The sequence below is a fragment of the Caulobacter sp. genome (assembly GCF_049283275.1).
Classification (GTDB): domain Bacteria; phylum Pseudomonadota; class Alphaproteobacteria; order Caulobacterales; family Caulobacteraceae; genus Caulobacter.
The window spans coordinates 1-20,122 of record NZ_JBAPVS010000030.1 but is presented as its reverse complement, the minus strand read 5'-3'; the positions used below and the strand labels follow the sequence as shown (position 1 = coordinate 20,122).

The 20,122-nt window shown below is 69.2% G+C and carries 23 protein-coding genes; 14 read left to right on the top strand and 9 right to left on the bottom strand.

Annotated elements, in window-relative coordinates; genetic code table 11:
- Window positions 1–218 precede the first annotated feature (218 nt).
- The 3 genes from WAL33_RS01690 (at window position 219) to WAL33_RS01680 (ending at window position 2,788) form a co-directional block, all read left to right on the top strand.
- Window positions 219–935: an ABC transporter ATP-binding protein gene (locus tag WAL33_RS01690; protein ID WP_422177860.1), complete on the top strand. Its 717-nt coding sequence runs from the start codon at window positions 219–221 to the stop codon at window positions 933–935.
- Complete coding sequence (locus WAL33_RS01685; protein WP_422177858.1) at window positions 932–2,485, top strand: hypothetical protein; 1,554 nt, start codon at window positions 932–934, stop codon at window positions 2,483–2,485. Before WAL33_RS01690 ends, WAL33_RS01685 begins: the two co-directional genes overlap by 4 nt.
- Window positions 2,486–2,575: 90 nt before the next feature.
- Window positions 2,576–2,788, top strand: a complete 213-nt coding sequence (locus WAL33_RS01680; protein ID WP_422177856.1) for a hypothetical protein — start codon at window positions 2,576–2,578, stop codon at window positions 2,786–2,788.
- Window positions 2,789–2,807: 19 nt separating this feature from the next.
- On the opposite strand, the gene WAL33_RS01675 is transcribed toward WAL33_RS01680, so the two are convergent.
- Together WAL33_RS01675 and WAL33_RS01670 are read right to left on the bottom strand one after the other, a co-directional pair.
- Window positions 2,808–5,084, bottom strand: a complete 2,277-nt coding sequence (locus tag WAL33_RS01675) for a PAS domain-containing sensor histidine kinase (protein ID WP_422177854.1) — start codon at window positions 5,082–5,084, stop codon at window positions 2,808–2,810.
- 167 nt (window positions 5,085–5,251) lie between these two features.
- Window positions 5,252–6,646 (bottom strand): MFS transporter, encoded by a 1,395-nt coding sequence (locus WAL33_RS01670; RefSeq protein WP_422177852.1) that lies wholly within the window; start codon window positions 6,644–6,646, stop codon window positions 5,252–5,254.
- 64 nt (window positions 6,647–6,710) lie between these two features.
- Between WAL33_RS01670 and WAL33_RS01665 the strand changes: the two genes are divergently transcribed.
- Both WAL33_RS01665 and WAL33_RS01660 read left to right on the top strand, forming a co-directional pair.
- Window positions 6,711–7,436 (top strand): metalloregulator ArsR/SmtB family transcription factor, encoded by a 726-nt coding sequence (locus tag WAL33_RS01665; protein ID WP_422177850.1) that lies wholly within the window; start codon window positions 6,711–6,713, stop codon window positions 7,434–7,436.
- A 105-nt stretch (window positions 7,437–7,541) separates the two neighbouring features.
- The gene (locus WAL33_RS01660; RefSeq protein WP_422177848.1) at window positions 7,542–7,886 is read left to right on the top strand and encodes a hypothetical protein; all 345 of its coding nucleotides are present in this window, start codon (window positions 7,542–7,544) and stop codon (window positions 7,884–7,886) included.
- On the opposite strand, the gene WAL33_RS01655 is transcribed toward WAL33_RS01660, so the two are convergent.
- Window positions 7,883–9,736, bottom strand: a complete 1,854-nt coding sequence (locus WAL33_RS01655) for an ABC transporter transmembrane domain-containing protein (protein ID WP_422177846.1) — start codon at window positions 9,734–9,736, stop codon at window positions 7,883–7,885. The genes WAL33_RS01660 and WAL33_RS01655 overlap by 4 nt on opposite strands.
- 114 nt (window positions 9,737–9,850) lie before the next feature.
- Here WAL33_RS01655 and rpmE point away from each other — a divergent pair, with 114 nt between their 5' ends.
- A complete protein-coding gene (rpmE, locus tag WAL33_RS01650; RefSeq protein ID WP_041538860.1) occupies window positions 9,851–10,078 on the top strand; it encodes a 50S ribosomal protein L31 in 228 nt (75 codons plus the stop codon).
- A gap of 231 nt (window positions 10,079–10,309) precedes the next feature.
- On the opposite strand, the gene WAL33_RS01645 is transcribed toward rpmE, so the two are convergent.
- Together WAL33_RS01645 and WAL33_RS01640 are read right to left on the bottom strand one after the other, a co-directional pair.
- Window positions 10,310–10,819 carry a DUF1465 family protein gene (locus tag WAL33_RS01645; protein WP_422177844.1) on the bottom strand — a complete coding sequence of 170 codons (510 nt, stop codon included), beginning with the start codon at window positions 10,817–10,819 and terminating at the stop codon, window positions 10,310–10,312.
- 173 nt (window positions 10,820–10,992) lie between these two features.
- The gene (locus WAL33_RS01640; protein ID WP_422177842.1) at window positions 10,993–11,199 is read right to left on the bottom strand and encodes a DUF1192 domain-containing protein; all 207 of its coding nucleotides are present in this window, start codon (window positions 11,197–11,199) and stop codon (window positions 10,993–10,995) included.
- Window positions 11,200–11,289: 90 nt separating this feature from the next.
- Between WAL33_RS01640 and WAL33_RS01635 the strand changes: the two genes are divergently transcribed.
- Entirely contained in the window at window positions 11,290–12,264 is a 975-nt protein-coding gene (locus WAL33_RS01635; protein WP_422177840.1) for an NAD(P)H-quinone oxidoreductase, read from the top strand.
- Window positions 12,265–12,276: 12 nt separating this feature from the next.
- Here WAL33_RS01635 and WAL33_RS01630 read toward each other — a convergent pair whose 3' ends face one another.
- Window positions 12,277–12,876: a hypothetical protein gene (locus WAL33_RS01630; RefSeq protein ID WP_422177838.1), complete on the bottom strand. Its 600-nt coding sequence runs from the start codon at window positions 12,874–12,876 to the stop codon at window positions 12,277–12,279.
- Window positions 12,877–13,521: 645 nt separating this feature from the next.
- On the opposite strand from WAL33_RS01630, the gene WAL33_RS01625 reads away from it, so the two are divergent.
- Window positions 13,522–14,238: a DUF1013 domain-containing protein gene (locus tag WAL33_RS01625; protein ID WP_422177836.1), complete on the top strand. Its 717-nt coding sequence runs from the start codon at window positions 13,522–13,524 to the stop codon at window positions 14,236–14,238.
- 124 nt (window positions 14,239–14,362) lie between these two features.
- On the opposite strand, the gene WAL33_RS01620 is transcribed toward WAL33_RS01625, so the two are convergent.
- Window positions 14,363–14,536, bottom strand: coding sequence for a YdcH family protein (locus tag WAL33_RS01620; RefSeq protein ID WP_035072566.1), 174 nt, complete (start codon window positions 14,534–14,536; stop codon window positions 14,363–14,365).
- Window positions 14,537–14,665: 129 nt separating this feature from the next.
- On the opposite strand from WAL33_RS01620, the gene WAL33_RS01615 reads away from it, so the two are divergent.
- The 3 genes from WAL33_RS01615 (at window position 14,666) to WAL33_RS01605 (ending at window position 16,063) form a co-directional block, all read left to right on the top strand.
- Window positions 14,666–15,277 carry a UbiX family flavin prenyltransferase gene (locus tag WAL33_RS01615; RefSeq protein ID WP_422177834.1) on the top strand — a complete coding sequence of 204 codons (612 nt, stop codon included), beginning with the start codon at window positions 14,666–14,668 and terminating at the stop codon, window positions 15,275–15,277.
- A gap of 23 nt (window positions 15,278–15,300) precedes the next feature.
- Window positions 15,301–15,762, top strand: a complete 462-nt coding sequence (locus WAL33_RS01610; RefSeq protein WP_422177832.1) for a TIGR02444 family protein — start codon at window positions 15,301–15,303, stop codon at window positions 15,760–15,762.
- Between the two features lie 79 nt (window positions 15,763–15,841).
- The gene (locus WAL33_RS01605) at window positions 15,842–16,063 is read left to right on the top strand and encodes a YdcH family protein (RefSeq protein WP_422177830.1); all 222 of its coding nucleotides are present in this window, start codon (window positions 15,842–15,844) and stop codon (window positions 16,061–16,063) included.
- 25 nt (window positions 16,064–16,088) lie between these two features.
- On the opposite strand, the gene WAL33_RS01600 is transcribed toward WAL33_RS01605, so the two are convergent.
- A complete protein-coding gene (locus WAL33_RS01600) occupies window positions 16,089–16,808 on the bottom strand; it encodes a GGDEF domain-containing protein (protein WP_422177828.1) in 720 nt (239 codons plus the stop codon).
- Window positions 16,809–17,081: 273 nt separating this feature from the next.
- On the opposite strand from WAL33_RS01600, the gene purE reads away from it, so the two are divergent.
- From purE to WAL33_RS01585, 3 genes are all read left to right on the top strand, one after another.
- Window positions 17,082–17,573 carry a 5-(carboxyamino)imidazole ribonucleotide mutase gene (purE, locus tag WAL33_RS01595; protein ID WP_422177826.1) on the top strand — a complete coding sequence of 164 codons (492 nt, stop codon included), beginning with the start codon at window positions 17,082–17,084 and terminating at the stop codon, window positions 17,571–17,573.
- Window positions 17,573–18,661 carry a 5-(carboxyamino)imidazole ribonucleotide synthase gene (locus tag WAL33_RS01590; RefSeq protein WP_422177824.1) on the top strand — a complete coding sequence of 363 codons (1,089 nt, stop codon included), beginning with the start codon at window positions 17,573–17,575 and terminating at the stop codon, window positions 18,659–18,661. Before purE ends, WAL33_RS01590 begins: the two co-directional genes overlap by 1 nt.
- 106 nt (window positions 18,662–18,767) lie before the next feature.
- The gene (locus tag WAL33_RS01585) at window positions 18,768–19,469 is read left to right on the top strand and encodes an aspartate/glutamate racemase family protein (protein ID WP_422177822.1); all 702 of its coding nucleotides are present in this window, start codon (window positions 18,768–18,770) and stop codon (window positions 19,467–19,469) included.
- A gap of 149 nt (window positions 19,470–19,618) precedes the next feature.
- Here WAL33_RS01585 and WAL33_RS01580 read toward each other — a convergent pair.
- The coding region (locus WAL33_RS01580) for a COQ9 family protein (RefSeq protein WP_422177820.1) at window positions 19,619–20,122 on the bottom strand (504 nt) is incomplete at its 5' end.

The window sequence follows — 20,122 nt, the reverse complement described above, 5'->3', positions numbered from 1 at the left end:
CAGTCGCTCCGCGACAGCTCCCCCAGAGGGGGAGCATCTAGAGTGTTCGCCATGCGGCCCTGTGGATAACTTTCGAACTGCTCCCGTCGGTCCCGCCGCCACTTGAACCCCCGCGCCCAATCGCGTTCACATGACCCCGACACGCAGGGGAGACGCCGCGTTTGACCGAAGCTCTGATCGTCCGCGGCCTCGACAAGACCTTCACCAAGCCGGCGGTCATGGACCTGGACCTCACCGTCCACGCCGGCGAGCTGTACGCCCTGCTGGGACCCAACGGCGCGGGCAAGACCACCACCCTGCGGATGGTCGCGGGCCTGACCAAGCCCGACAAGGGCGAGATCAGCATCTTCGGGATCGACGCCCGCGCCGACCCCGCCGCCGCCAAGGCCATCACCGCCTGGGCCCCGGACGAGGCCATGGTCTATGACCGGCTGACGCCGTTGGAATATCTGGAGTTCGTCGCCGGCCTCTGGAACATCGAGCCCAAGGCCGCCAAGGCCTGGGCCGAAGAGCTCCTTTCCAAGCTGGGCCTGGCGGCCGAGGCTCGCACCCGCTGCGAGGCCTTCTCGCGCGGCATGAAGCAGAAGGTGGCCCTGGCCGGCGCTCTGATCCACGACCCTCGCCTGCTGATCCTGGACGAGCCGCTGACTGGCCTGGACGCCGCCGCCGCGCGGTTGGTCAAGGACATGCTGCAGGAGCGGGTCGACGCCGGCGGCACGGTGATCCTGACCACCCACATCCTGGAGGTGGCCGAGCGGATGGCCGACCGCATCGGCATCATCGCCGGCGGGCGTCTGCTGGCCGAGGGCACGCTGGACGCCCTGCGGACCCAGGCGGGCGAAGGAAAAGGCGGCTCCAGCCTGGAGGACGTGTTCCTGCAGTTGACCGCCACCGACGGTTCGACGGGCGGGGTCGCCCAAGGGGTGGTCGCGTGACCCTGATCGCGCCGGGCTCGATCCTCTGGCTTCTGGCCCACGAGATGCGGATCTACTGGCGCAACTTCCGCGCCGGCCGGGCCGGCAAGGGGGCGCGGGGTCTGATCAGCCTGTCCGTCGTTGCGGCGATGCTGGTGGGCGGCGGCGTGCTGATCGCGCTGGGCCTGCATGACGTCCAGGTCCCCATCAACCCGATCTCGATCAGCCTGGCGGCCTTGAGCAGCGCGGTGGTCTTCACCCTGATGCTGTCCCAGACCCTCAGCGCCTCGAGCGAGGCGCTGTACGACCGGGGCGACCTGGACCTGCTGTTCTCCTCGCCGATCGGGCCGGCCAAGGTGCTGTTCGTGCGCTCGCTGGGCGTGGCCGGCGGGGTGGTCGCCATCTTCCTGCTGATCGTCACGCCCCTGCTGGGTCCGTCCGTGATCTACGGACACCCGGGCTGGATCGGGGTGTTCGGGGTGCTGGGCGCCCTGGCCCTGGCCGCGACCGCCGCCGGCCTGATGCTGGCCATGGTCCTGTTCGCCTTGATCGGCCCACGTCGCACCCGCACCGTGGCCCAGGTGCTGGCGGCCCTGGTCGGCGCGGCCTTCTTCCTGGCCAGCCAGGCCCGCACGATCCTGGGCGCGCAGAAGAGCAACAGCCTGTTCGCCGAAATCACCCGCCAGGCCATGGAGGGGCGGCTGCATCCGGCGCCGATCGTCAGCCTGCCGCTGCGGGCCATGCTGGGCGAGCCCTTGCCGCTGTTGGCCCTGCTGGCCGGATCGGCGGGCCTGTTCGCCCTGGCCGCCCTGGCCCTGGGGCGGCGGTTCTCGGACGCGGCCGCCGCCACCCAGGGCAAGACGGGCGCGAAGCCGACCAAGGCCAGCCGCAACGGCGCCCGGCGCGCCTTCGCCGCCGGACCGTTCCTGGCCACCCTGCGCAAGGAGTTGCTGCTGATCGGCCGCGACGCGGCCCTGCTGTCGCAGGTGCTGCTGCGGGTGCTGTACCTGATCCCCACCGCCCTGGTGCTGAGCCGCAACGCGGCCCACGGGACCGGCGCGGCCCTGGCCGGTGGGGCCGGGGTGGTGGCGTTCCTGGCCGGGCAAGTGGCCGGGAGCCTGGCCTGGATCACCCTGTCGGCCGAGGAGGCGCCCGACCTGCTGGCCGTGTCGCCGGCCAAGACCGCCACCCTGCGCCGCGCCAAGCTGGCGGCCGCCCTGATCCCGGTGGCGCTGTTCCTGGTCGTGCCGATCGCCGCCCTGACCTGGTTCATGCCGGCCGCCGGCGCCTGGACGGCCCTGGGCGCGGCCCTGGCGGCCTGGAGCAGCGGCTTGATCAACATCTGGCATCAGCGGCCGGGCAAGCGGTCGGACTTCAAGCGACGCGGCGGCGCCTCGTGGATGGCCACCATCGCCGAGATGCTGGTCTCGGCCCTGGTGGCGGGGGCGACCGGCATCGCCGTCGCGGGCTTCTGGCCCTGGGCCTTGATCCCCTTGGGCCTGGCGGGCGCGGCCTTGCTGAGCCTGCGGCGCAGCGACGCCCAGATCGCCCGCAATCTCCGAGTTCGATAAGGCTTCGCCAGGGTTTTGCCGGATTGCGTCGCCGTCCGGCGCCTCTAGGCTATGCGTCGGACGGAGCATCGTGCCGATCCGAGACTCCCCATGCCCGCCGTGCGCACCACGTTCCGCTCGCAGAACCACCGGGGACGGTCCTGTCGGGACTTCCCGGCCCTGACCGTCACATTCAACGTGCTGCAACTCATGACGATCGCCTTCGTCTGGCTGCTGGCCCTGGTCCCGCTGACCCTGATGGCCCTGGGCGCGACCATGCTCCGCGCCGTAAGGCCCGCAGCCGCCCCCCCCGGCGCCGGTTGATCGCTGAGAGCGACCGCCCCTACCCGTCCAGCCCCGCCTCGATCCGGCACACCACGCCGCCAGGCTGGAAGTCGATATGCGCCTCGCCCGACAGTTCCGCGGCCAGGCCGCGCTCGATCAGCCGCGAGCCGAAGCCGCGCCGGGTCGGCGGCGACACCGGCGGTCCGCCGCTCTCGGTCCAGGTCAGGACCAGGCGGGGATGAGCGCCGCCCATGACCACGCTCCACGAAATCCGCACGTGACCCTGCGGCGCCGACAGCGCCCCGTATTTGACCGCGTTGGTCGCCAGTTCGTGCAGGGCCATCGACAACGACAGGGCCATGCGGGGCGACAGCCGCACCGATCCGCCCTCGGTCGTGAAACGTCCCTGTCCACCGTGCAAATCCTCCAGCCGGCCCAGCAGGTCCAGCAGGTCCGCCCCTTCCCAGTTCTCACGGGTCAGCAGGTCGTGGGCTTCGGCCAGGGCGACGATGCGGGCGGAAAAGGCCTCCTGGGCCTTCGGCAGCGAGCGGGCGGCGTGGAAGGTCTGGGCCGCGATGGCCTGGATCGTGGCCAGCGAGTTCTTCACCCGGTGGTTCAGTTCATTGACCAGCAGCCGCAGATGCAGTTCCGCCTTCTTGCGCTCGGTGATGTCCACCGTGGCGCCGACCACCCGCACCGGCTTGCCGCTCTCGTCGAAGAAGCCCCGGCCCTTGGCCGAAATCCAGCGTTCCCGGCGATCGTCACGGCCGATCGTGCGGTATTCGACGTCGATTTCGGCGCGCTGCTTCGGGTTCATCGCCGCCAGCAGGGCCTCACGCGTGGCCTCACGGTCGTCGGGGTGCATGGCGGCGAAGAAGTCGTCCAGGCCGACATCCGCGCCCGGCGCCATGCCGAACATGTCGGAGGCCCGCTCCGACCAGCGCAGATGACGTTTGCGGACGTCGTAGTCCCAGGTTCCGACATTGCCGGCGTCCAGGGCCAGGGCCATGGTCGCCTCGCGCAACTCGCGGTCGGCATCGGCCTGCTTGCGCTCGGTGACGTCCGAGACCACCCCTACAAAGCGCACGCACTGGCCGTGCTGAAAGAAAGCCCGGCCAAACGCCTCGATCCAGCGCGGGGCGCCGTCCGTGCCGCGGAAGATCCTGTATTCCTGGTTGAACACATGGGTCCCAGGCAGGCCGGCCGGGTCCATCGCGATCCGCATCGCCTCCAGCAGGCGCGGATAGTCGTCTGGATGAACCAGCCGGGCGAAGGTCGTGTTCGAGGCCGCGGTTTCGCCGACCGGCAGGCCGAAGATCTCGCGGCACCGGGGGTCCCAGTACCGTTCACCGGTGGAAGGATTGTTGTCCCAGCGGCCCAGGCCCGCGGCGTCAACGGCGATGCGCAGGTCGGCCTCGGCGGCTTCCAGCGCCTGTTCGATACGCTTGCGCTCAGTGATATCGACCATCACCCCGCGATGGCGGACGGCCCAGCCGTTGGCGTCGCGCTCGACTTGGCCGCGGGTCTGCACCCAGCGGATCGAGCCGTCGGCCTGGATCAACCGGTACTCCTCGTCGAAATCACTGGTGGTCCTCAGATGAGTGCGCCCGGACTCCAGCAGCCGCGCGAAGTCTTCTGGATGCAGGGCCTTGGTGTATTCAGCCAGCGGCGCTCCGGCGGCGGCCCGCTCGGGATCGACGTTGTGAAACATCGCGTAGCGGGCGTCCGCATAGACCTTGTCGGCGACGACGTCCCAGTCCCAGGCGCCCACGCCGCTGGCCGCCCGCAGGGCCAGCTGGTAGCGCTCCTCGCTGGCGCGCAGGGCCTGCTCGGCCTTAACGCGCCTAGTGACGTCGGTCAGGGCGATCAGCACGCCGCCCACCCCGAACGGCGCGGCCGCGTCGGGCATGGGGCTCAGACTGACGTTGAAAAAGCCCTCGGTGGACGAACCGTCCGGATGGACCCTGGTCAGCAGCAGGTCCTCGATGACCGTACCGCCGCTGGCTCCGGTCAGGATCGCCCGCTCGGGTCCCTCGGCGTCTGCGGCCGAGGTCGGCGGCGCCTCGGCGAAGGTCTTGCCCAGCACCAAAGGATGGCGCTCGCCCAGCATGGGCGCATAGGCGTCGTTGTAGATCAGCACCATCTCGGGACCCCAGCGCAGAGCGCTGGGGAACCGGCTGGCGACGATCATGTCGACAGCGAACGTCAGGTTGGGCGACCAGGTCGCGCGCGGTCCAAGCGGCGTCGCCGCCCAGTCGAGCGTGTCGATCCGTTCGCGCATGTCGCCTGGCGCGAATGTCTCCAGAGCGAGCTCCTGATCACGGGTGTCCACCATGCCCGTGTTCCTTCCCGGCCGCGATCAACGGCCAAGGTGCAGCAGACCTCATGGCGGGCGGGGTTTCAAGCCGCGGCGCTGGAACCTGGGACTCTCATCCAATGAAAAACAGCCCGTTCCCGCCTGCCAAGGCGAAAACGGGCGATATTTCATTCAGTTGCGGTCTGCTAGCCGACACTCGCGGCCTTCCGGCCCCCGCTGCGCCAGGCCACCCAGGCCGCGCCCAACAGCACGACGGCGGCGATCATGCCGGACGTCCGCAGGCCGGCGGCGATCCGCTCGGGACCTCCGGCCGCCAGGGCGCCCATCACCGCCACCCCCGCCGCGCCGGCCGCCTGGCGGCAGGCGTTCAGCACGCCCGAGGCCGTACCCGAGAAATGGCGGTCGACGCTGGCCAGCAGGGCGCTGGTCATGGCCGGCACCGCCGTGCCCATGCCGCCGGGGATCAGCAGGAAGCCGGGGATCATCAACCAGAACGGCGTGGTCGGCGCCAGACGGCTGGTCAGGGCGTAGCCGAGGGCCGCCACCAGCACGCCGCCGGCCATGGTCCGGGCCGGGCCGAAGCGGTGGGCGACGCGGCTGCTGAACAGGTTGGAGACGATGAACGTCGCCGTCAGCGGCAGGAAGGCCAGGCCGGCGCGCACGACGTCGTAGCCCGCCGACCGCTGCAGGAAGAGACCCAGCACGAAGATCACGCCGTAATAGGTGAAGTTCACCGCCACCCCGATCACCACCGCCGACCAAACCATGCGGGTCCTGAACACCTCCAAGGGCACGGCTGGATGCGCGCTGCGCTTCTCGACCGCCAGGAAGGCCGCCGCCGCCGCGAGGCCGCCGGTCAAGGCGCCCAGGACCAGCGGGTCGCTCCAGCCGCGATGGCCGCCCTCGATCACCGCCCCGACCAGGCCGGTCAGGGCGAGGAAGCCCAGGACTTGGCCTGGGATGTCCAACGGCCGCTTCTCGCGCGGCGGGATCTCAGGCGCGAAGGCCAGGGTCAGGGCCGCGCCCGCCAGACAGAGCGGCAGGTTGACCAGGAACACCCAGCGCCAGCCCAGGGCGCCGATCAGCAGGCCGCCGATCACCGGTCCGGCGGCGATCGACACCCCGCCGGCCGCCGTCCACCAGCCCACGGCCCAGGCCCGCGCCTTGTCGTCGCCGGCCGCGGCGTGGGTGATCAGGGCCAGGGACGGCGGCACCAGCAGAGCCGCCGCCGCACCTTGGACAGCGCGTGACAAGATCAGCTGCGAGGCGCTTTGGGCCAGCCCACAGGCCGCCGACGAGATCGCGAACAGCACCAGCCCCGTCAGGAAGGCCCGTCGCGGTCCGAACCGGTCGCCCAGCGCGCCCGCCGACAGCAGCAGCGCCGCCAGCAGCAGGGTGTAGGCGTCGACCACCCATTGCAGGCTGGCGGTCGTCGCCCCGAACTCGCGGCCGATGGCGTCCAGGGCCACATTGACGATGGTCACGTCCAGCTGGACGATCGTGAAGCCGAAGCTGGCGGCCACCAGGATCAGCGGCAGGCGGAGCGGAAGGACGGGGGACGCGACTCGGACATTGGTCATGGGGCGATCTAAGCTTGGTTTGGCCCGCGATGTTACAGCGACGGCTGAAGCATCCAGCCTGCCGTTGCCCTATATTATTGCCATGGAAGCCAACATCGCCTCCCCCGCCGCCTTGATCGGCGACCCCAGCCGAGCGGCCATGCTGCAGGCCCTGCAGGACGGGCGGGCCCATCCGGCCGGCGCCCTGGCCTGGGCCGCCGGCCTGACCGCCCAAGCCGCCAGCAATCACCTGGCCAAGCTGGTCGACGGCGGGCTGGTCAGCGTCGAGCGCGAGGGTCGTCACCGCTATTACCGCCTGGCCAACGCCGAGGTCGCCCATGTGCTGGAGGCCCTGGCCGTGCTGGCCGCGCCGGTCCGCTCGCTGGAGCAGCCGCGCTCGCCCCAGGCCCGCGCCCTACGCGACGGCCGCTGCTGCTACGGCCACCTGGCCGGCCGGCTGGGCATCGCGGTGACCGACGCCCTGGCGGCCCAGGACATCATCCGTCCGGTCGACGGCAAGCTCTATGACGTCCCGCCCGCCGGCCGCGCCTGGTTCGAGGACCTGGGCCTGGACCTGGATGCGATGCGCTCCAAGCGCGGCGCCGCCCGCCAGTGCCTGGACTGGACCGAACGCCGCCATCACCTGGCCGGCCCGCTGGGCGTGAGCCTGCTGAGCCGCCTGATCGCCCTGGGCTGGATCGAAAGGCTCGCCGGCAGCCGCGCGGCGCGGCTGACCACGCTGGGGCGCGAAGAGCTGAGGAAGCGGCTGGAGGTGGATCTAGAAGCTCTGGAGGGGCGCGAGGCCGTCTAGGCGCCCAAACTTCCAGCGCGAATACGATTGTCGCCTGATCCCGGAAGATGTCCCGCGCCGAGACACATCTCAGCGTTGATGATGCATCATCACGGGAGCCCCGCCATGCCCGACTTCAAGCTCGCCCTCGCCCCCAGCCAGCTGACCCAGACGATCAATCCGTGGTCCTGGACCTTCGGCAATGTCAGCCTGTTCAGCATCAACCTGGGGACCTCCGGCGCGCCTGGCGTCGAGACCCGGGTGCTGAACGAGGTCGGCAGCTACGGCCGACAGCTGGGCCGGATCGGCGAGGCCCTGGCCGCCGTCGCCGCCTGGGCCGAGAGCCAGGGCATGCCCGAGACCAAGGCGATCCAGGAGCTTCGGCTGCAGCTGGAGCACATCGACATCATCCGTCGCGAAGAAGGCCTGACGGCCGCCCTGCCCGCCGCGACGGCGGCGGTGAAGACCTAGGCCGCCTCGACCCCGAACTGCAGCCGGGCCAGCTTCGCGTACAGCCCGCCCTGGGCCGAGAGTTCGGCATGCGTGCCCTGCTCGACCACGCGGCCGTCCTCCATGACCACGATGCGGTCGGCCTTGAGCACGGTGGCCAGGCGGTGGGCGATGACCAGGGTCGTGCGCTCGCTCATGGCGTCGTGCAGGGCCTTCTGGACCAGGCGCTCGTTCTCGGCGTCCAGGGCGCTGGTGGCTTCGTCCAGCAGCAGGATCGGCGCGTTGCGGACCAGGGCGCGGGCGATGGCCAGGCGTTGACGCTGGCCGCCCGACAGGGTCTTGGCCCGCTCGCCGACCGGGGTGTCGAAGCCCTCCGGCAGGGCGTTGATGAAGGTCGTGGCCTGGGCCGCGTCAGCGGCGGCGCGGGCTTCGGCCTCGGTGGCGTCCTCGCGGCCGAAACGGATATTGTCCATCGCCGACCCCGAAAACAGCGGCGAGTCCTGAGCCACCAGCGCCATGCGCTCGCGCACCTGGGCGGGATCGGCGTCGCGCAGGTCGACGCCGTCCAGCCGGACCACGCCCGCCTGCGGGTCATAGAAGCGCAGCAGCAGCCGCAGGACGGTGCTTTTGCCCGCGCCCGAGGGGCCGACCAGGGCGACGGTCTCGCCGGGCTTCACGACCAGGTCGAAGCCCTTCAGGGCCGGCAGGTCGGGGCGGCCGGGATAGGCGAAGGTCACGCCCTCGAAGGCGATGGCGCCCCGGGCCGGAACCGGCAGGGTCTGGGGCTTTTCGGGCGCGGCGATGCCGGGCTCGGAATTGAGCAGGTCGGAGATCCGCTCCATGGCGCCCGCCGCCTTCTGGACGTCGCCCCAGACCTCGCCCAGGGCGCCGACCGAGCCGGCGGTGAAGATCGCCAGCAGGGCGAACTGGGCCAGGGTGCCGGCCGTCATCTCGCCGGTCAGCACCAGGTGCGCGCCCACCCACAGCAGCAGGGTGACGCCGCAGAAGGCCAGCGCCATGACCACGGCGGTCATGCTGGCGCGGGCGTTGATCCGCTTGACGGACGCCTTGTAGGCCGCCTCGACGGCGCCGCCGAACCGGTTGTCGGCCGCGCTCTCACGACCGAAGGCCTGGACGGTGTCCAGGGCGTCCAGGCTCTCGCCGGCATAGCCCACCGCGTCGGCGAACTTGTCCTGGGCGCTGACCGACAGCTTTCGCACATTGCGGCCCAACAGGAAGATCGGCGCCAGGATCACCGGCACCATCAGCACGATGAAGCCCGCCAGCTTGGGGCTAACCACGGCCATGTAGCCCAGCCCGCCGATCAGGCTGAGGATGTTGCGCAAGGCGACCGAGACGCTGGTCCCCACCAGTTGCTCGATGATGGTGATGTCGGTCGTCATCCGCGACAGCACCTCGCCGGTGCGGGTCTTGAGGAAGAAGGCCGGGTCCAGTTTCAGGGTGTGGCCATACAGCGCACGCCGCAGATCGGCGACCACGCGCTCGCCCAGCCGGGTGACAAAGAAGAATCGCAGGGCCGTGGCAACGGCCAGCAGCAGCGCCACCGCCGCCAGACCGATGAAGGCGCTGTTGATCGCGTCGCCCGAGCCCTTGGTGAAGCCCTTGTCGATGACGCCCTTGAAAGCGCCCGTCAGGCCCAGGGTGGCCCCGGTGGAGAACAGCAGGAAGAAGCCGGCGGCCAGGGCGTCGCCGATGTGGCGGCGCACGAAAGGCAGCAGATGGGCCAGTGGACGGATGTCCTTGCGGCGAGGACGGCGGTTGGCCGCCTCGGCCAAGGTCTGCACCAGCTCAGCGCCCGCGCTCGGCCTGCCCTCGGCCGAAATCTCGCCCGCGTTCACGTCGCTCATCAACTGTCCCTTGCCAAATTCGCGCGCTTTCTTTATAGCCGCGCGTCTCCGAGAGCCACCCGCAAGGTTTGGCGCCCGCCCACATTACACGCCGCCTCAAGTCGGTTGGATCGCCCGATGAAACAAGACATTCACCCCGACTATCACTTCATCACCGTCACCATGACCGACGGCACGTCCTATCAGACCCGTTCGACCTACGGGAAAGAAGGCGCGACCCTGGCGCTGGACATCGATCCGCGCGTGCACCCGGCCTGGACCGGCGGCAACAGCCAGATGCTGGACCGTGGCGGCCGCGTCTCGCGCTTCAACGCGAAGTTCGCCGGCTTCACCGCCAAGAAGTAAGCGTTTCACGCTTCTCGCCGCAAGGCGACGAAAGGCCGGCTCCGCGTTCGCGGGCCGGCCTTTTTCTGTTTCGGGCGGCTTCCGCCCCCCATGGGGGCGGACAGACGGCGTAGCCGTCAGGTGGGGGCAAGTGCGAAGCGGCGAGGCGGACAGGGGTTAGCGTAGTGCGGCTAACACTTGCCCCCTCCGGGCCTGCGGCCCTCCTCCCCCAGAGGGGGAAGAGGGCGCGGCTTAAGCCGCTCCGAACGCCGCGTTGAGACGGTCGAAGTGGGCCTGGACCGGGCGCGGGGCTTCCTCGTCGGCGGCGGCCTCGACGTACATGCGCTTGTCCAGGTGACGGACGCGCTCGTAGAGCCGCTCGGAACGCTGCAACAGATTGACCAGGCCGAAGGGCAGGTCCTCGACCGGGGCGGGCTCGCCGGCCTCCAGGCCCAGGCGATAGTTCTCGGCGCAGGCGGCCTGGGCCTCCATCTCGCCCTCCTTCACCGCGCGCTGGACCAGCAGCCACGAGGCGACCTGCATCAGGCGCGTGGTCAGGCGCATGCTTTCGCTGGCATAGGCCAGGGCGGCGTTGCGCGAGAGGATCTTGCTGTCGTGGCGGCCGGCTCCGTCGAGATAGGCGGCGGTCTCCTCGACCAGCGTCATGCCCTCCTCGAACGTCCGGTCAAACAGCTCGGAGCGAGCGAAATCCTGGATCACGCCGGCACGCCAGGGGGCCTGGGCCACATTCAACTCGGTCATAGCTGCTTTTTGCCCCTTCGAAAGGCCGCGAGAACGTCTCGCCAGACAGGGGGGACTGCAACCCCCGTGCCAGACACAACCGTCCCATTTCGCGACCGCCCTCCCCAAGTTCGCCCCGAGGCCGATAGCCGAGTCAGGCGGCCCAAGAGTCCGCCTGTAGCGTAAATCGATCGTTAGTCCAGGCGACCAAAGATCGCATTGGCCGCGTCGCGTCCCGCCTTCTTCTTGCTGAGTTGGGCGCGGGTGCGGGCGATTTCCGCTTCCAACGCCTCGATCCGTTCTTCCAACTCGGCCACGCCATAGGTGTCGAGGTCTTCGTGCATGGTGGCGTTGAGCGCATCGCCACGGAAGGCGCGCGGCTCGACCGGTTCTTCCATCATCGGATCGGTCTCCCTTTGCTCGACCCCTTTTCGATCCGGCATCTGACGCCTACCAAGGGCGCGACGCAAGCCTCACGGGATCTTTCCACCATGTCCGAGACCATGACCGCCATCGCCGTCGAAGGCGGAAAAGGGCCGGCTGAAGCCCTGCGTCCGGTGACCGTGGATCGCCCCGAGGCGGGCCCCGGCGAAATCCTGATCCGCGTGCGGGCGGCGGGCGTGAATCGCCCGGACCTGTTGCAGCGCTTGGGTTTCTACCCGCCGCCGCCCGGCGCGCCGACCACCCTGGGCCTGGAGGTGGCGGGCGAGGTCGTCACGGGATCGGGACGCTGGAAGGCCGGCGACAAGGTCTGCGCCCTGCTGGGCGGCGGGGGATACGCCCAGTACGCCGTGGTCGACGCCCGTCACGCCCTGCCCATTCCGGACGGTTTTGACTTCGCCCATGCCGCCGCCTTGCCCGAGACGGTGTTCACGGTGTTCGCCAATGTGTTCGAACATGGCGCACTCAAGCTTGGCGAGACGCTTCTGATTCATGGCGGGACGTCCGGTATCGGGACAACGGCGATCGCCATGGCCAAGGCGCAGGGCGCGCGGGTGATCGCCACCGGCCGCGGGGCCGACAAGAAGGCCCAGGCTCTGGCCCTGGGCGCCGACATCGCGATCGACGCCAAGACCGAGGACTTCGCGGCCGTCGCCAAGGCGGCCGGCGGGGTCGATGTGGTGCTCGACATGGTCGGGGCCAGCTATTTCGACAAGAACCTCGACGCCCTGAACACCGGCGGCCGCATCGTCTACATCGCCGCCCTGGCCGGGCCCGTGCTGGAGGTTCCGGTGATGAAGATCATGCAGAAGCGCGCGGTGATCACCGGCTCGACCCTGCGCCCCCGTTCGGCCGACGAGAAGGCCCGCCTGGCCGCCGAGATCGAACGCGTGGTCTGGCCGTGGATCGCGGCGGGCAAGCTCAAGCCGGTGATCGACGCGACGTTCCCGCTGGAAGACGCCGCCAAGGCCCACGCCCATCTGGAAGCGGGCGAGCACGTGGGCAAGGTGGTGTTGGCGACGTAGGGCGAAACGAGTTCAGGCGGGCCCTGAATCGTCTTCGAAGAACGCAGCGACCCGCCAGGCGCCCGCGACCAGGGCTCCGATCATCAGGGCTTCGGCCAGAATGAGGTAGGTCGCAAGAAGAGCGGCCGCCGACTTGTTCTCATTCGACATCAGGCGCGCGACCTGGCTCCTGTGAAGGGGGGAATGCAGCGCTTCCTCATAGTGTCCGCCGAATTCCGCGAGAATCGCCGACAGTTCGGGCGAGGGCTTAAGGGGGGCGATGAGCCGAACCTCGTTGCTCGTTCCATCGAGGCGTCGGTCGACATAGGCGATGACGTGGGTTCCGCCGAAGCTGAAGTACTGGATGGCGAACACCGCCCCGACACAACAGCTTGCCAACACCAGCCCCGCGACCAAGCCTGGGGGGAGCTTTGCAATCCTGGTTCTGAGAGCGACCACGGCAATGACCACCGCCGCACCGAACACCAGGCAAAGCCCCCCAAGCAACTGATCCGCCTCGGTCGGCAGCGGCACCACGTTCGTCAGCATCGCCACGCCCGGAACGAGGGCCGCGATCGCCGCAACGCCCTTGATCGCCCGGCTCAGGGCCTTCGCACCACCAGCCGACGCCACATCTTGCCTCCTCGTGTAAGGGCGCTCTAGCACGCCAGGTCGACGACCGATGTCCCAGCATGGATGGGCTGCCTGGCGCGATTGGCCAACGACGCCGCGCCCGCGCACCTCGGGAAGAAATCGTAGGCCATGCCTTCCATCAGATCGAGGAAGGCCGGCAAGTTGTAGGGACCGAAGGAGGCTCGACTAAGCATCACGCTAAGACGGCCGGCGTCATCCCCGCCCGCGGCCTCGAAGATATCGGACCGCGCATAGTAGAACTGCGAGGCTGTCACGGATTGGATTTTTACAGGTCTGTAGGCCGCCATAGTCGGCGATGGAGCCGGCCCACGCGGCATTGCCACGCAAGCGCTCAGAATGATCGCCCCCGCACCCAGCGCGGCTATGCCGATCAAAGCCCTGGCAACCCTCAAGACCGCCCCCGAAACGCCCTAGGTTGCAGCCAAGCACGGTTCCATCGGCTTGAGAAGTTCAATCCACCGATGCCGCAGCACTTTATGGAACGCTGTTATCTCAATGGCGGTCCATCGCCCGTTGTCGTCCCCTGCGCTTCCCCGTTCCATTTCATGAAGAACCGCATTATAGCTCCAGGCTGAACATCCCGCCCGGCCGCAAGGTCGGGCGCCGTCATTTCTGGAGCCCCTCATGGCCGACATCCTGATGCCCAAGGCGACCGCCGTCTGGCTCGTGGAAAACACGTCGCTCACCTTTGAACAGATCGCCGACTTCTGCGGCCTGCATCCGCTGGAAATCAGCGGCATCGCCGACGGCGAAGTCGCCCGCGACATCCGCGGCGCCGATCCGATGGGCAACGGCCAACTGACCCGCGAAGAGCTGGACAAGGCCCAGGCCAACGACGCCTACCGCATGAAGGCCCAGGTCAGCCGCCACGCCGAACTGCTGAAGCCGCAGAAGAAGGCGCCGCGCTATACCCCGGTGTCGCGTCGCCAGGACCGCCCGGACGCCATCGCCTGGTTCCTGCGCCACCACCCCGAGGTGACCGACGCGCAGATTTCCAAGCTGCTGGGCACCACCAAGTCGACCATCGACCAGGTGCGCCAACGCACGCACTGGAACGCGGCCAACATCAAACCGGTCGATCCGGTGACCCTGGGCCTGGTCGGCCAGCTGGAGTTGGACGCCCTGGTCAAGAAGGCCGCCGAGAAGAAGGCCAAGGACGACCTGAAGAAGGGCATCCTGCCGGAAGACCCGACCCTGCGTCCGGCCTCGGAAACCAGCATCCTGCCGGACGACCACGACGCCGAAGAGGCCGCGATCCGCAAGGGCCGCATCGAGCCCAAGGCCGAAGACGTGTTCGGCAAGTCGACCTACGTGGCCGACGAAGAGGACGACGAGGACTGATCGGTCCTCTTTCCCCCGGGGAAGAATCAAAAGGCCCGCTCCGTCTGAACGGAGCGGGCCTTTTTCGATTTCGGCCTCCTCGGTCGGTCACCGCCGTCTCACGACGCGGGGACGTTGGAGGGGGCTAATGAAGTCGGGCCCTAAGGCCTTCGATTTCCTCCTTGAGCCTGAGCTTTTGCCGCTTCAACTCCCTGAGCAGGGTGGTGTCACTGACGGGACGACGGGTCTCCTCCTGAATCGTGCGGTCGAGGTTCTCATGACGGGATCCAAGCTCGCGGATACGGGATTCGATGGCCATGGCTGTCGGCTCCTTGCTGGTGGACGTCGAAGTCAACACCCGCTGGTCGAAGCTGTCAGATCACATATGATTGCAATCGGCGGCGCTTGACCTGGCGCAGCTTGCTCCCAAGACGGACGAAAATTCACCATGTCGGACCCGCTGGCCTCGCCCGAAAGACCTCGTCTCGTCGTCGGAATCTCTGGCGCGTCAGGGGTTGTCTACGGCCTGCGGGCGCTGGACGCCTGTCGCGAACTGGGGGTCGAGAGCCACCTGGTGCTGTCGAAATCGGCGGTCCTGACCCTGTCGCAGGAGACCGGATTTTCCGTCGGGGAGGTCAATGAAAAGGCAGATGTCGTCCATCGTGTAGGCGATGTCGGCGCGGCGATCGCCTCGGGGTCGTACCGCACGCTGGGCATGATCGTCGCGCCCTGCTCGGTGCGGACCATGAGCGAGATCGCCACCGGCGTAACGGCTTCGCTGCTGACCCGCGCCGCCGACGTGACGTTGAAGGAGCGCCGCCCCCTGGTGCTGATGGTGCGCGAGACGCCGCTGCACCTGGGCCATCTGCGCACCCTGACCAAGCTGGCCGAGATGGGCGCGGTGATCGCGCCGCCCCTGCCCGCCTTCTACGCAAAACCGCAATCGATCGCTGAGATGGTCGACCAATCGGTGGGCCGCGCGTTCGACCTGTTCGGCCTGTCCTGGCGGCCGGTCAAACGCTGGGGCGAAGACCTGGCGACCATTACTGGCGACGCCTGAAAGGGCTTGAGGGGTTAACGACGATGCGGCTTTGGCAATGGGCCCTGGAGGTCTATGCGCGACCGTCTGTCGCACAGGCGTGCCTGGCGCTTCAGGACGGACACGGCCAGAACGTGCCCTATCTGCTGTGGGCAGCCTGGCGAGCCAGCGAAGGGCGCGCGGCCGACGCTTCCGAGGCCGCTCGCCTGGTCAAGCGCTGGGACGCCGAGGTCGGCTCGCCGCTCCGCGCCATCCGCCGCACGATCAAGCCGGCCTGGCCCGGGATCGACGACGGCGCGCGCGAGGATTTCCGCAACGCGGTCAAGGCCACCGAACTGCACGGCGAGAAGGTGCTGATGGAGAGCCTGGAGGCCCTCAGCGGCGAGCCGGGCGCGAAGCTGGACGTTTTCGACGCCCTGCTGGAGGCCGCTCGGGCGTCCGGCGACCCGCCACGCGAGTCCGCCCTGCGCGCCCTTTCCGACGCGCTTGGAGGCCCCTTGGCGTGATACCCTTTACCCACTGTCAGGCTTTGCTATCTATCACCGCCCCCTTGGGGATCATCGGGCCACGACAGCAGGGGCGTCCATGAACGACGACGACGCTTCAGACGACAGCGACATCGCCCTCGAGCGGCGCCTGGCGACGCTGCGCGAGGAACACCAGGACCTCAGCGACGCGGTCGCCGCCCTGGAAGAACGCCCCATGCCCGACATGCTGCAGATCGCCCGCCTCAAGCGCCGCAAGCTGTCCCTGAAGGACGAGATCGTGCGGCTGGAAGACCAGTTGATGCCGGACATCATCGCTTAGGAGCGAGCCGGCGGTCGGAGAGCCCCTAGGCTTCCTTGCGCGCCCGCTTCTTCAGGAGCATCGCCGCGTCGGCCTCGGCCAGGGCGACTTCGGGGTCTGCGCCGGCCTCGATCTCGCGCACGCCCCAGGACAGGCGCAGCGGCGCCGACCATTCGCCCAGTTGCACAGGCATTCCGCAGACCGCGGCGGCCAGGGTCTCGGCCTTGGAGGCGGCGGTCGCCTGATCGGCCTGGACCAGCAGCACGGCGAACTCGTCGCCGCCGATCCGGCCCACCACGTCGCTCTCGCGAACATTGGCCTGCAGACGCCCGGCGACGGCCTTCAGGGCCTCGTCGCCGGCCGCGTGGCCGAAGCGGTCGTTGACGGCCTTGAAGCCGTCCAGGTCGAAGAACACCAGGCTGGCGGGCGAGCCGTAGCGCTGGGCGAAGGCGGCGACCCGCTTGATCTCGCGCAGGAACGCCCGGCGGTTCAGAACCGGGGCCAGCACGTCCAGGTCGGCCAAGCCTTGCGCCTCGCCCAGCTTGAACTTCAACCGGGCGACCTCTTTGCGCAGGTCGTCGATCTCGACCATCAGGGTCTTCAGCGCGCCCTGCACCTGCGGGGTCAGATCGGCTTCCGACAGGCCCAGGAACCCGGCCGTGTCGGCGGCGACCACGGCCCGCGCCACCGCCGGCCCCGCGGCCTCGGTCAGCGCCCGGCGGCGGATCGCCGAGAAGGATTCGGTGCGAACGCTGGTGATCTTCATGGAACGCCCGGAAACCACTGAGGGAATCACTTGTGGTGAAGCTTGGATATTTCTGCGTTCTTTCATTAACCATGACAATGGCGACGGCCATGTGTCGCAGCGTCGCGGCGGCGCACTATCTCTTGGGATCGGCTGCGGTTTTCAGGTGAGAACGGGCTTTGGAGCCTGGGCGCCAGCGGCTATAAGGCCCGCGATTCACGGCCGTCAGGTCACTGAGCGCTCTGAAACTTCCAGGGGACGCTCCACCGCTGCTTTCTGGGGAAATCGTCGCCGATGCCCACCGCCACGCCACCCGTCGCCATCATCATGGGCAGCCGCTCGGACTGGCCGACCATGCAGAAGGCGGCCGATGCGCTCGACGCCCTGGGCGTGGCCTATGTGGCCAAGGTCGTGTCGGCCCACCGCACGCCCCAGCGGCTGGTCGAGTTCTCCACCGGCGCCCAGGCCGCCGGCCACAAGGTGATCATCGCCGGGGCCGGCGGCGCGGCGCATTTGCCGGGCATGGTGGCCTCGATGACCATCCTGCCGGTGCTAGGCGTGCCGGTGCAGTCCAAGGCCCTGAACGGCCTGGATTCCCTGCTCTCCATCGTCCAGATGCCGGGCGGCGTTCCGGTCGCCACCCTGGCCATCGGCGAGGCCGGGGCCAAGAACGCCGGCCTGCTGGCCGCCCAGATCCTGGCGATCTCGGACCCCGCCCTGGCCCAGCGCCTGGCGGCTTTCCGCGCCGAACAGACCGACAGCGTCGTCGAAAGCGTTGAAGATTGATGAGACCCGCCCCTCCCCTGGCCCCTGGCTCCACGATCGGCATTCTCGGCGGCGGACAGCTGGGCCGCATGCTGGCCCTGGCCGCCGCCCGCCTGGGCTTCGACGTGGTGATCCTGGATCCCGAGGAGAACAGCCCGGCCGGCCGCGTGGCCTCGCGCCAGATCGTCGCCCCCTATGACGACCGCTGGGCTCTGCGGCGCCTGGCCGAGGTCTGCCACGTCGTCACCTACGAGTTCGAGAACGTGCCGGCCGCCACGGTCGCCGAGCTGACCGCCCAGGGCGTGCTGGTCGCCCCCGGCGCCAAGGCCCTGGCGGCCGCCCAGGACCGGGTGGTGGAAAAGAGCTTCCTGGCCGAGATCGGCGTGCCGACGGTGGCCTTCGCCTCGGTCGAGACCGCCGACGACCTGGCCGCCGCCGTCGCCCAGATCGGCGCCCCGTCGCTGCTGAAGACCCGCCGCGAAGGCTATGACGGCAAGGGCCAGGCCTGGATCCAGCGCCCGTCCAACGCCGCCGCCGCCTTCCAGACGATCGCCGGCCAGCCCGCCATCCTCGAGGCCCCGGCCGACTTCGTGCGGGAACTGTCGGTGATCGCCGCCCGCGGCCATGACGGCGAGATCGCCTGCTATCCGCTGTCGGAAAACCATCACGAGAACGGCGTCCTGCGCCGCACCAGCGCCCCGGCCAAGGTCAGCACCGCCACTCGCGACCAGGCCGAGGCCATCGTCGCCAAGATCCTGACCGCCCTGGACTATGTCGGCGTCATCGGGGTGGAGCTGTTCGAGCTGGCCGACGGCAAGCTGCTGGTCAACGAGTTCGCCCCCCGGGTGCACAACACCGGCCACTGGACCCAGGACGGCTGCGAGGTCGACCAGTTCGAGCAACATATCCGCGCGATCGCCGGCTGGCCGCTCGGCCCCACCGTCCCGCGCGCCCATGTCGAGATGACCAACCTGCTGGGCCAGGAAGCCGACGCCTGGGCCAAGCTGGCCGCCGAGCCCGAGACCCGCCTTCACCTCTACGGCAAGGGCGAAGCCCGGCCGGGGCGAAAGATGGGTCACGTGAACCGGTTGCGGGGGCTGGAGGACTAGGGATCACGGTGCCCATGGCGGGCCTCCGGGCGTTTGCTTTCGGGACTTGGCGCCCTAGCTTGGCGGAAAGGCGCGCTGCCGGCGTGGCGCCTTCCTGGAGAGACGCATGGCCGAGCAAGCGATGATCGGCCTGATCGGCGGCATGAGCTGGGAGAGCTCGGCCCAGTACTATCGGCTGATCAACGAAGGGGTCCGCGACCGGGTGGGCGGCGTGGCCTCGGCCCGCACCCTAATGTGGTCGTTCGACTTCGCCAGGATTGAGGCTCTGCAGCACGCCGGCGACTGGGACGCCCTGGCCGGCCACATGGCCGACGCCGCCAAGGCCCTGGAGAAGGGCGGCGCCGACTTTCTGGTGTTGTGCACCAACACCATGCACCGCTGCGCCTGGGCCATCGACGCGGCTGTGCAGATCCCCCTGCTGCACATCGCCGATCCAACCGCGGCGGCGATCCAGGCCGCGGGGATCACCAAGGTCGGCCTGCTGGGCACGGCCTTCACCATGGAGCAGGACTTCTATCGCGGCCGGCTGGAGGACAAGTTCGGCCTGGAGGTGCTGATCCCGGACGCCGAGGACCGCGTGGCGGTGCATGGGATCATCTATCGCGAGTTGGTGACCGGCCAGGTGCTGGACGCCTCCCGCGAGGTCTACCGCGCGGTGATCCAGCGCCTGGTCGAGCGCGGCGCGCAGGGGATCATCCTGGGCTGCACCGAGATCATGCTGCTGATCGGAGAGGCCGACAGCCCCGTGCCGGTGTTCGACACCACGACGCTGCACGCGATGGCCGCGGTGGACCGGGCTCTGACCTGATCCCTCTCCCCTTGCGGGAGAGGGCGGCCTCCGAAGGAGGTCGGGTGAGGGGGCGATGGCCGGCCCAGCCGCGCACGGCGTCCAGCATCTGAGAGACCCCTCATCCGTCGGCTATGCCGACACCTTCTCCCGCAAGGGGAGAAGGAACTCTAGCCGCGCCCGTACCGCATCCGCGCCAGCGCCCCCGCCACTTCCGCGGCCAGGTTCATCGGCTTGATCCCCGCCTTCCACTTCTCGAAGGCCATGACGTTGTCGATGCGGCCCTCCAGATGCTTGAGCGCCGACTCGCGGCCCGAGGCCATGTCGACGGCCAGGGTCGAGACCAGGATCCCCGACAGGATGGCCCGCTTGGAATAGTGATTCTCGTCGGTGGCCGTGTCGCCGGCCCAGCGCCACAGGACGTCGGCGCTTTCCCAGATCAGGCCCAGGGCCAGCGTCATGTTGGTCGGAAAGGCCAGGAAGGCCGACAGCTTGCGCAAGGCCTCGGCGTCGCGCCGGGCGGCGTCCAGCCGGGCGATCACGCCCGCGCGAATCTTGTCGCGGATCTTGGCCGGCGGCGGGTCCAGGGCCTGCAGCGCGGCCAGGGCGACCTTGTCGTGGCGGCGCGACAGCAGGGCCGCCAGATCGCGCGGGCCTTGCGGCAACAGGAGTTG

What these genes read in the sequence shown, in the direction of transcription:
- WAL33_RS01590 (WP_422177824.1), top strand. Translation starts at nt 17,573, where the DNA reads ATGAGACCCGCCCCTCCCCTGGCCCCTGGCTCCACGATCGGCATTCTC.
- WAL33_RS01660 (WP_422177848.1), top strand. Translation starts at nt 7,542, where the DNA reads ATGCCCGACTTCAAGCTCGCCCTCGCCCCCAGCCAGCTGACCCAGACG.
- WAL33_RS01600 (WP_422177828.1), bottom strand. Translation starts at nt 16,808, where the DNA reads ATGAAGATCACCAGCGTTCGCACCGAATCCTTCTCGGCGATCCGCCGC.
- WAL33_RS01610 (WP_422177832.1), top strand. Translation starts at nt 15,301, where the DNA reads ATGCGGCTTTGGCAATGGGCCCTGGAGGTCTATGCGCGACCGTCTGTC.
- rpmE (WP_041538860.1), top strand. Translation starts at nt 9,851, where the DNA reads ATGAAACAAGACATTCACCCCGACTATCACTTCATCACCGTCACCATG.
- WAL33_RS01585 (WP_422177822.1), top strand. Translation starts at nt 18,768, where the DNA reads ATGGCCGAGCAAGCGATGATCGGCCTGATCGGCGGCATGAGCTGGGAG.
- WAL33_RS01605 (WP_422177830.1), top strand. Translation starts at nt 15,842, where the DNA reads ATGAACGACGACGACGCTTCAGACGACAGCGACATCGCCCTCGAGCGG.
- WAL33_RS01645 (WP_422177844.1), bottom strand. Translation starts at nt 10,819, where the DNA reads ATGACCGAGTTGAATGTGGCCCAGGCCCCCTGGCGTGCCGGCGTGATC.
- WAL33_RS01690 (WP_422177860.1), top strand. Translation starts at nt 219, where the DNA reads ATGGACCTGGACCTCACCGTCCACGCCGGCGAGCTGTACGCCCTGCTG.
- WAL33_RS01640 (WP_422177842.1), bottom strand. Translation starts at nt 11,199, where the DNA reads ATGATGGAAGAACCGGTCGAGCCGCGCGCCTTCCGTGGCGATGCGCTC.
- WAL33_RS01625 (WP_422177836.1), top strand. Translation starts at nt 13,522, where the DNA reads ATGGCCGACATCCTGATGCCCAAGGCGACCGCCGTCTGGCTCGTGGAA.
- WAL33_RS01675 (WP_422177854.1), bottom strand. Translation starts at nt 5,084, where the DNA reads ATGGTGGACACCCGTGATCAGGAGCTCGCTCTGGAGACATTCGCGCCA.
- WAL33_RS01615 (WP_422177834.1), top strand. Translation starts at nt 14,666, where the DNA reads ATGTCGGACCCGCTGGCCTCGCCCGAAAGACCTCGTCTCGTCGTCGGA.
- WAL33_RS01620 (WP_035072566.1), bottom strand. Translation starts at nt 14,536, where the DNA reads ATGGCCATCGAATCCCGTATCCGCGAGCTTGGATCCCGTCATGAGAAC.
- WAL33_RS01680 (WP_422177856.1), top strand. Translation starts at nt 2,576, where the DNA reads ATGCCCGCCGTGCGCACCACGTTCCGCTCGCAGAACCACCGGGGACGG.
- purE (WP_422177826.1), top strand. Translation starts at nt 17,082, where the DNA reads ATGCCCACCGCCACGCCACCCGTCGCCATCATCATGGGCAGCCGCTCG.
- WAL33_RS01635 (WP_422177840.1), top strand. Translation starts at nt 11,290, where the DNA reads ATGTCCGAGACCATGACCGCCATCGCCGTCGAAGGCGGAAAAGGGCCG.
- WAL33_RS01670 (WP_422177852.1), bottom strand. Translation starts at nt 6,646, where the DNA reads ATGACCAATGTCCGAGTCGCGTCCCCCGTCCTTCCGCTCCGCCTGCCG.